The following is a 9,559-nucleotide window of genomic DNA, read 5'->3' on the forward strand; positions in this document are numbered from 1 at the left end:
AATTATGACAATCACCCCCTACGACCTGCTGCTGTATGCTGGCGCATTGATCATCTTGTTCATGACGCCCGGCCCGGTTTGGGTGGCACTATTGGCGCGGTCGCTTTCGGGCGGGTTTCAGGCGGCATGGCCGCTGGCCATGGGCGTCGTGATCGGCGATGTGCTTTGGCCGCTGGTTGCGGTGCTGGGGGTCACATGGCTGGTGTCGGAATTTTCGGGGTTCATGGATGCGCTGCAGTGGGTCGCGGTTGTCGTCTTTGTCGTCATGGGTGCCCTGTTGATCCGCAACGCGGGTCAGGCACTTGGGACCAACAGTAGGTTGACCCGACCGGGTATTTGGGCGGGCTTTGTTGCAGGGGTGGCGGTCATTCTTGGCAACCCCAAAGCCATCCTGTTCTACATGGGCGTGCTACCGGGTTTCTTTGATCTGACCAAGGTGACGGGTCTTGATATCGCTGCGATCTGCTTTCTTAGTTTTCTGATCCCGCTGCTGGGCAACCTTATATTGGCCGCATCGGTCGACCGGGTCCGCAGTGTTCTGAAGACACCGGGCGCTGTCCGGCGGATGAATGTGACCGCCGGTTGGTTGCTGATTGGGGTCGGTGTTGTGATCGGGTTCACCTAGGCATTTGCGGCCCGGCGCGGAGGGTTAAAACCCACCCTACGCGAATGTATCGTCAAACCACAAAATATTGTGCCATTCGCGTGACAAACCGGCCTGAAAAGCATATATTTTGCGAGTAGAGACACGGGAAAAATTACATGGCCGACGACGAGACACCGCACGAAGAATACGGCGCAGATTCTATCAAAGTTCTCAAAGGGTTAGAGGCGGTTCGCAAGCGTCCCGGCATGTATATCGGGGACACGGATGACGGCTCTGGTCTGCACCACATGGTGTACGAGGTCGTGGACAACGGAATTGACGAGGCGTTGGCCGGTCACGCCGACCATGTTTACGTAAAAATCAACGCCGATGACTCGGTCACTGTGGGCGACAACGGGCGCGGAATTCCGGTTGGTATCCACGAGGGCGAAGGAGTTTCAGCCGCTGAGGTCATTATGACCCAGCTGCACGCTGGCGGAAAATTCGACAGCAACTCTTACAAGATCTCGGGTGGTTTGCACGGCGTCGGCGTGTCTGTTGTAAACGCGCTTTCCGATTTTCTGGAACTGCGCATCTGGCGCAACGGCAAGGAACATTTTGCCCGGTTCGAAGGCGGCTTTACCACCGAACACCTGCGCGTTGTGGGCGACGCAAATGGCCGCAAAGGTACCGAAGTCCGTTTTCTGGCCAGCCTCGACACCTTTAGCAACCGTGATTTTGATTTTCACACGTTGGAAAAGCGTCTGCGCGAACTCGCCTTCCTGAACTCTGGCGTCCGGATCATTCTGGAAGACGCACGGCCCGCCGAGCCACTGCGCGCGGAATTATTCTATGAAGGCGGAGTCAAGGAATTCGTCAAATATCTTGATCGGTCGAAATCCTCTATCCTGCCTGAACCGATTTACATCAGGGGCGAACGTGACGACATCGGGGTTGAGGTCGCGATGTGGTGGAACGACAGCTACAATGAAATGGTGCTGCCCTTTACCAACAACATCCCGCAACGCGATGGCGGCACCCACATGGCGGGATTTCGCGGCGCGCTTACCCGGACGATCAACAACTACGCACAATCCTCTGGCATCGCCAAAAAGGAAAAGATCAGCTTTACCGGCGACGACGCCCGCGAGGGTCTGACCTGCGTGTTGTCGGTCAAAGTGCCGGACCCAAAATTCTCCTCGCAAACCAAGGATAAGCTCGTCAGTTCCGAAGTGCGTCCGGCGGTCGAAAACCTTGTCGGTGAAAAACTGGCCGAATGGTTCGAGGAAAACCCCCAAATCGCCAAGATCGTCGTTGGCAAGATCGTCGAAGCCGCGCAGGCCCGCGAGGCGGCGCGCAAAGCCCGCGATCTGACACGCCGCAAGACGGCGATGGACGTGAATTTTCTGGCGGGCAAACTCAAGGACTGCTCGGAAAAAGACCCGTCAAAAACCGAAGTCTTCCTGGTCGAGGGTGACTCTGCAGGTGGTTCCGCCCAGACCGGGCGTGATCGTGGCACGCAGGCTATACTGCCGCTGAAGGGCAAGATCCTGAACGTGGAACGCGCGCGTTTCGACCGGATGCTTGGCTCTCAGGAGATCGGCAATCTTGTTATGGCGCTGGGTACGGGCATTGGCCGCGATGAATTCAACATCAAAAAACTGCGCTATCACAAGGTCATCATCATGACCGATGCTGACGTTGACGGTGCGCACATCCGCACGCTGCTGCTGACCTTTTTCTTCCGGCAGATGCCCCAGTTGATCGAAGGCGGCTATCTGTATATCGCACAACCCCCGCTTTACAAAGTTGCGCGTGGCAAATCCGAGGTTTACCTCAAGGACCAGGCGGCGATGGACGAATACCTGATCGAACAAGGTATCGACGGCGCGATGCTGCGCCAAGGTAACGGTGAAGAAATCAGTGGTGCCGATCTGCGCCGCATCGTCGATGAGGCACGCCAGCTCAAGCGAGTGCTCGATGCTTTCCCGACGCATTACCCCCGCCACATTCTTGAACAGGCCGCGATTGCCGGGGCCTTTGTGCCGGGCGTCGTGGACGCTGATCTGCAGGGTGTTGCTGACAAAGTTGCCAAGCGACTTGATCTGATCGCGCTGGAATGGGAACGGGGCTGGCAGGGCCGAATCACGCAGGACAAAGGCATGAAGCTTGCCCGCATCCTGCGCGGCGTCGAAGAAGTGCGGACACTCGACGGGTCCATCCTGCGATCTGGCGAAGCACGGCGGGCAGGGACATTCACGCAAAGCCTGCAAGATGTCTATGACCAGCCGGCGACATTGGTGCGCAAGGACCGCAGCCAAGTGATCCACGGGCCGCTGGGCCTGCTGGAGGCTATATTGCAGGAAGGCGAAAAAGGCCTTTCACTGCAACGTTACAAAGGCCTGGGCGAAATGAACCCGGATCAACTGTGGGAAACCACGTTGGACCCGGACGCGCGGACGCTACTGCAAGTCCGTGTCGAAGACCTTGCAGAAGCAGATGATCTGTTCACCAAACTGATGGGCGACGTCGTTGAGCCACGCCGGGAATTCATACAGAACAACGCATTGAATGTCGAAAACCTGGATTTCTGATCGCGTGGAGGAAAGAGTGGAAGCGGGCCCTTTGTTTTAATTTTCAATGGCAAACCGAAGGCGCCCGAAATCTGAAGCCGCATTGGCTTTGCGATACTATATTTTCGGACGACTATTTTTGTGCATCAGGTTGGAACGGTGTCTGCGAAGCACCTAGGACCCGCTGCCATCCTCATAAACCTCAAGCTCGCGGCGCATGACATCATCCAACGTCCCGCGCCGTTCGATCAGGCGCGGCGTGCCGTCTGCCTGGATCAGGACGGATGCGGGCAGGTTCATCGAGTTGTATTCGCTTTTGAGTGAGTGCGAATAGGCGCCGACACCCGCCATGACCATGATATCGCCAACCTTGATTTCATGCATCACGCGCGGGCACAGTGTGCCGTTTGCATCCACAGTGAACAGGTCTCCGGATTCGCACAGATACCCGGCGATGACATAGTCGCGCATGGTGTCGCGGTCTTTGCCGTCAGGTGTGACAAAGCGGATCGGGTGATAGCTGCCATAAAGTGCGGGGCGAATGTTATGGTTCAGACCGGTGTTCACGATCACAAAGTTATACTGCACCGACCCGTCAGCCGCGGTCGTTGTCTTGACGGCCTGCGCCTCGGCCAGCAGCACGCCCGCGCCGGCAACCAGAAAGCGGCCGGGTTCCAATTGCAGTTCAATGTCGCGCCCCATCTCGGCTGAAAACTCCTCCATGGACTGTGTCAGCGCGGCACCCCATTCGCGCAGTGGCATCGGCATGTCATTGGTTTTATTGTAAACTACGGGCAAACCACCACCCAGATTGATCGTGTCGATCCCGTCAAAGCCGCGTGCAAAATCCAGCGTCTTATCCTTGATCCGCAGCCAATGCCCCAGATCAGTGCCCGACCCGATGTGCGAATGAATAGCGGTGATCTTGATGCCATATTGTGCTGCGGCGGCCTTTGCCGCGTCCAACTGATCAAAATAGATCCCATGCTTGCTGCTTGGCCCGCCTGTATTGGTCTGTGTGTTGGCACCGTGACCTTCACCGGGGTTGATTCGGATCGAACAGCGGGTCCCTTTGGCCTGACCCAGCAGGTGAATCTGATCAATCGACGTGCAATTGACCAGCACATCGCGCACAACAAGGTCCTGATAAACGCTCAGCGCGGCACCTTCGCCGGTATAGTAAATTTCATGCGGTTGGAACCCGGCCAGCAGTGCGCGGTGCACCTCGTTGATCGACGACGCATCAATCCACATACCTTCGTCGTGGATGATCTTCAGCACGGCCTGGAGCGACAGCGCCTTGCACGCATAGCGAATGTGCAGGTGGGCATAGGGCACTGCGGCTTTGATTTCGCGGCAGTTTTCACGGATGGTATTTTCATCAAATACGTAAAGCGGGCTGTGATATTTCGCCACAAGCCCACGGATCAGGTCTTCGTTTTGATAGATCGCGCTGTCTTCGACCGAGTTTACATTAGACATAGGGTGGTCCCGTTGCTGGCGGTGTCATAAATATTGCCGCTACGTCTAGGGTGCAAGCGACGCCACGACAAGGCCCTAGCGTGGCATCCATCGCAACACGAAAGGCGCGGCGCCAATCACCAAAGTGATCCGGATCACATGCATGACCGACACATAAGCCACGTCTTGACCCAGCGCGAGCGTCAGCAAAGACATCTCCGTCAGGCCGCCGGGCGAATAGGCCAGAAACGCCTGGCTCAGCGGTACACCACTGCCCTGCGCGATGATTTCGGCAAAGCAGACCGCGACAGCCAACATGCCCAGCGTCGCAAGTGTCGCCAGCGACAGGTCACGCCGGATTTCAGCCACGGTTGCTCCGGCAAAACGGGTCCCGATGATTGTCCCGATGCTGATCTGCGCGGCAATCACAAACAACGTCGGTGGCGGCACCGTGACCCAGCCGGTCACATGGGCGATCCCGCTTAGGATCATCGGGCCAAAGACCGGGGCGGCTGGCAGTCGGGCAGCCTTGCCAATCCATGCGCCCAATGCGGCACAGATCCCCAAGATCAGGTAGTCCGTCAGCCCCAGCGCGCCCAAATCGGTCCAATGCGCACTTGCACCCCGGCCCGTGGACACCCCTAGGAACAAGCCAAAGAACAACGCGACAAAGCTGATAACGATCAAGATACGCGCGGCGTGGGCCAGCGCGATGCGCCTCTCGTCCCCGCCCGCCTCGGCCCCCAGGATCAGCATATCGTTCAACCCGCCAGGCATTGCCGCATAAAATGCAGTGACCCGATCATACCCGCCAACCCGGCGATACACGGCATATGACGCCGCCGCGGCACAGACCAGAAACAGCGGCAAAACCAAAAGCGTGGCAATCCAGGACCCCAACAGGCCAAACACCTGCGCCGACACAGCGGACCCCAGCAAAACGCCAATCACCGGCATCACAATCGGTCGCAATTTCATCGGCGCCTGCACCGGCGCGTGCAGCATCGCGGCAATCGTGTTGCCAATCATCGGCCCAAGCATCCACGGTAACGGCAACCCCACCCTATAGGCAGCAATCCCGCAAATCACCCCAATCGCCAAGGCAAACCCCTGCGATTGCCAGCCGTTCACCTAAAGCCTGCCAATATGATGCGTACCCCGTTTACGGGCCAGCGCGATCTGCTTTTGGCGCTCGCGGAACCGGCCCTTGTCGTCGTCGGTCGTCTCGTCGGCACATTGGTGACACGCGACGCCTTCCTCATAGGATGCATGCGCACGGTCTTCGGGGCGCAGCGGGCGGCGGCAGGCATGGCACAAAATATGCGGCCCCTCGGCCAACCCATGCCCCACGCTGACGCGCGCATCGAAGACGAAACAATCGCCGTCCCATTTGCTGGTCTCTTGCGGCACTTCCTCAAGGTATTTCAGGATGCCACCCTTAAGGTGATACACATCCTCGACCCCTTGCCCCATCAGGTAGTTCGTTGATTTCTCGCACCTGATCCCCCCGGTGCAGAACATCGCAATCCGCTTGTTATGGAACCGGTGCTTGTTGGCTTCCCACCATGCAGGAAATTCACCAAAGCTTTTGGTCTGCGGATCAATCGCCCCGTCAAAAGTACCAATGGCAACTTCGTAATCATTGCGCGTGTCGATCACGGCCACATCCGGCCCCCTGATCAGATCGTTCCAATCTGCGGCATCGACATAATGCCCCGTGCGCGCGACCGGGTCCACATCGGGCTGGCCCATCGTCACGATTTCGCGCTTAAGACGGACCTTCATGCGGTGGAACGGTGGCGTGGCGGCGGTGCTTTGTTTCCACTCCAAATCCGTGCAGCCGGGCAAGGCCCGGATATGCGCGATCACGGCATCAATCCCACCGCGATCCCCGGCAATCGTGCCGTTGATCCCTTCGCGCGCCAACAGCAACGTCCCGCTTATTCCCCGCACCTTGCACAGCGTCAGCAGCGGCCCCTGCAATGCGGCAGGGTCATCGAACCGGGTAAAGTGATAAAGAGCTGCAACAGTAAACATGCGCCCGAAATAAGCCTCTCTGACCAAAGGAGCAAGGGCCTGTCAGACGCTTCCGGCCGCAATCGCCAAACCATCCGCAACGGCGGTAAATGCCTCGCCACGTTCAAGCGCGGCATCCGGGAACATCGCGACCATCGCATCCTCGACCACATGCATCAGGCTGGACCCACCCACAAAAACAATCTTTCCGATCCGCTCGGGGGTGACATGCGCCATTTTCAGGGTCTCTGCTGCACACGCACTGATCTGTGCGGCGTGGTCGGCCAATGCGTCAGCCAACGCGGGTTTGGTGAAACGCGGCCAAAGCGCCTTGTCGATCACCCGCAAATCAATGCCCGCATCCTGCACGCCGGGTCTGTTGATCTGGATCTTCCCGGCCTCGACCGCAAAGGCAATGTCATGCCCCAATCCCATGTCAAGCACGGTCTTCAGGCGGCCAAACAATTGCGGATCAACACCCTTCTTGGCAAAATCCGCAACCATCCTGCGGTTTTCAGGCGTGTAGACGAAAGCAATCTTTTGCCAGGTCGCCAGATCATTAAAGACCGCATTGGGTGCCAGATGCGTGCCGGGGCCCATTGCATTACGCACCTCGGCGCCCCGCCCCAGCAGGGGCATGACATGGGCAAGACTAATCGCGCGGTCAAAGTCGGTGCCGCCGACGCGCACGCCATGGCTGGCAATCACCGCCGTCGCCTCGCCATCACGCTCAAACACGGAAAAATCTGATGTACCACCGCCGATATCCACGATCAGCCCCAGCGTGCCTTTAGCCAACGGCCCACTGGCCAGCGCTGCGGCTTCTGGCTCGTACATAAATGTCACGTCCTTGAAGCCCGCCATCACATAGGCTTCGCGCAGGTCCACTTCGGCCTGCGCATTGCGCACGGCGTCAGCGGAATGGAACTGCACCGGGCGCCCCGAAAGCGCATGATCATAGGCCACGCCTGTCGCCGCTTCTGCCCGTTCGCGGATCATCCGCAAAAACCGGGCCACCACCTCTAGCAGTGTCATCCGCTCATACGCTATCTGGCGCCGTTCGCGCATCAATGGCGTGCCCAGAACCGATTTCAGCGCCCGCATGAACCGCCCTTCGCGCCCGTCGATCAGCGCGGCGTTGGCTATGGACCCATAGGTCGTCTGCTTGCGGTCATAGTCCAGGAAAACCGAGGTCGGCAGCGTCGTGCGCCCCGGCTCCACTTCGATCAAGAATGGGCGGCCCGCGACCATCACCCCAGCGGCTGTGTTCGATGTGCCGAAATCAATGCCAAGCGTGTTCATAATGGGATGCGTCCAAAGGGGAAAGGCGGGCATCTAGGCGATAATGCGCAACGCAGCAACCCCAACAAACACCGGTGCAGCCCAGCGCAATTCTTGCTAACCTGTCCAAAACCAATGGGAGACAGCCATGACCCACGCCCTTCTTGTCATCGACATGCAAATCGATTTCTGCCCCGGCGGCGCGCTTGCCGTAGCGGGTGGCGACGACATCGTGCCGGGGATCAACGCCGCGATGCAATACTTTGACGCGGTGATCCTGACGCAGGACTGGCACCCGGCGGGGCACTCGTCCTTTGCGTCCAGCCATGATGCGGCACCGATGAGCATGATGGACATGCCCTATGGCCCGCAGGTCCTTTGGCCCGATCACTGCATTCAGGGGTCTATTGGGGCGCAATTCCACCCTGATCTGGCCACCGACCGGGCCGATCTGATCATCCGCAAAGGGTATAACCCGGCCATCGACAGCTACTCTGCGTTCTTTGAAAATGACCGCGGAACGCCCACCGGGCTTGACGGCTATCTGCGAACCCGCGGTATCGACCGGCTCACGCTTGTAGGGTTGGCGACGGATTATTGCGTCAACTACTCTGCTGTGGACGCCGCGAAACTGGGGTTCCGCGTGACTGTCGATGTCGCACTGTGCCGCGCGATTGATTTTGATGGCTCACTACGGGCGGCGACCGACGGCATGGCCGCCGCTGGCGTGCAGATCGCCTAGCGCTCGCGCCCGGCAAACCACACCGACGATGCGCCAGCTGCCATGATCACGCCCAGTCCCAGCAGGCTGATCCCATCGGGCCATTGGCCAAAGATAACCCAGCCAAACACCATCGCCGCCAACAGCTGGCTATAAATCAGCGGTGCAACCACGCCTGCCGGTGTGGTGCGATTGACCAGTACCAGTAACATATTTCCCGCCGCCGACCCCAGCGCCGATATCGTGATCAGGCCTGCGATGGGCGCGGTAACGGTGGGCAGCGGGCCAATGGCAAACGGCGCCAGCAATACCGCTCCGATCACCAGTTGCGACAGCAATAAAAAGCGCGGCCGGTACGCCCCTGCCAACCACCGCGTTGCGACCAGATATGACCCGTGGAAACACCCCGCCAAAATCGCAAAGCCCATGCCAATGGACATGCCATAACCAAGCCGAACGACCAATACCACGCCAACAAAGCTGACCAGCAGCAACACCGTGCGCGGCACCGAAATACGTTCCTTCAGCAGCAGCGCCGATAGAAAATACGACACTACCGGCCCAATAAAGAACCCGCCAAATACATTTGCCATCGGTTCGGTCTTTAATGCGGTCAGGATACACACAATCCCACCGACAATCAGCGTCGCGCGCACCCCCTGTGTCAGGGAAGTTGTCCGCTGCTCTATTTTTGTCTAATTTTCAGGAGGGCGGGATAGGACGATGATTTGGGATATTCACTGGAACGAAAATCGGCAGTGCTGAAGCGGATGTTACCGCCGAACAACATGGCCATTCGGCAGTTGTCGCAAGAGGAAGGGATTTCCGAGGCGACACTGCACAAGTGGCGGGCCGAGGCGCGTGGCAAGGGGCAGCTTTTGCCCGACGCTGATGCTGGCCCCGAGGGCTGGTCGTCACGCG

At 58.6% G+C, this 9,559-nt stretch carries 9 protein-coding genes; 4 read left to right on the top strand and 5 right to left on the bottom strand.

Features of this window, described 5'->3' with window-relative positions:
- Positions 1 to 4: 4 nt before the first annotated feature.
- Both QZ196_RS10195 and gyrB read left to right on the top strand, forming a co-directional pair.
- Positions 5 to 625, top strand: a complete 621-nt coding sequence (locus QZ196_RS10195) for a LysE family translocator (RefSeq protein WP_296426062.1) — start codon at positions 5 to 7, stop codon at positions 623 to 625.
- Between the two features lie 137 nt (positions 626 to 762).
- Positions 763 to 3,180 (top strand): DNA topoisomerase (ATP-hydrolyzing) subunit B, encoded by a 2,418-nt coding sequence (gene gyrB, locus QZ196_RS10200; RefSeq protein WP_296426064.1) that lies wholly within the window; start codon positions 763 to 765, stop codon positions 3,178 to 3,180.
- Between the two features lie 153 nt (positions 3,181 to 3,333).
- On the opposite strand, the gene lysA is transcribed toward gyrB, so the two are convergent.
- From lysA to QZ196_RS10220, 4 genes are all read right to left on the bottom strand, one after another.
- Positions 3,334 to 4,641: a diaminopimelate decarboxylase gene (gene lysA / locus QZ196_RS10205; protein ID WP_296426066.1), complete on the bottom strand. Its 1,308-nt coding sequence runs from the start codon at positions 4,639 to 4,641 to the stop codon at positions 3,334 to 3,336.
- Between the two features lie 75 nt (positions 4,642 to 4,716).
- Positions 4,717 to 5,751 (bottom strand): AbrB family transcriptional regulator, encoded by a 1,035-nt coding sequence (locus tag QZ196_RS10210; protein ID WP_296426068.1) that lies wholly within the window; start codon positions 5,749 to 5,751, stop codon positions 4,717 to 4,719.
- Positions 5,752 to 6,657, bottom strand: a complete 906-nt coding sequence (locus tag QZ196_RS10215) for a rhodanese-related sulfurtransferase (protein ID WP_296426070.1) — start codon at positions 6,655 to 6,657, stop codon at positions 5,752 to 5,754.
- Positions 6,658 to 6,699: 42 nt separating this feature from the next.
- Positions 6,700 to 7,971: an Hsp70 family protein gene (locus QZ196_RS10220; protein ID WP_296426072.1), complete on the bottom strand. Its 1,272-nt coding sequence runs from the start codon at positions 7,969 to 7,971 to the stop codon at positions 6,700 to 6,702.
- 94 nt (positions 7,972 to 8,065) lie between these two features.
- Here QZ196_RS10220 and pncA point away from each other — a divergent pair, with 94 nt between their 5' ends.
- Positions 8,066 to 8,659: a bifunctional nicotinamidase/pyrazinamidase gene (pncA, locus tag QZ196_RS10225; RefSeq protein ID WP_296426073.1), complete on the top strand. Its 594-nt coding sequence runs from the start codon at positions 8,066 to 8,068 to the stop codon at positions 8,657 to 8,659.
- Here the strand turns inward: pncA and QZ196_RS10230 are convergent.
- Complete coding sequence (locus QZ196_RS10230) at positions 8,656 to 9,231, bottom strand: DMT family transporter (RefSeq protein ID WP_296426074.1); 576 nt, start codon at positions 9,229 to 9,231, stop codon at positions 8,656 to 8,658. The genes pncA and QZ196_RS10230 overlap by 4 nt on opposite strands.
- 135 nt (positions 9,232 to 9,366) lie before the next feature.
- Between QZ196_RS10230 and QZ196_RS10235 the strand changes: the two genes are divergently transcribed.
- Positions 9,367 to 9,559 (top strand): transposase (locus QZ196_RS10235; RefSeq protein ID WP_296426075.1); only part of this gene is annotated, 193 nt, incomplete at its 3' end.

Origin of the sequence: Yoonia sp. (assembly GCF_017854565.1) — a bacterium.
Lineage (GTDB): Bacteria > Pseudomonadota > Alphaproteobacteria > Rhodobacterales > Rhodobacteraceae > Yoonia.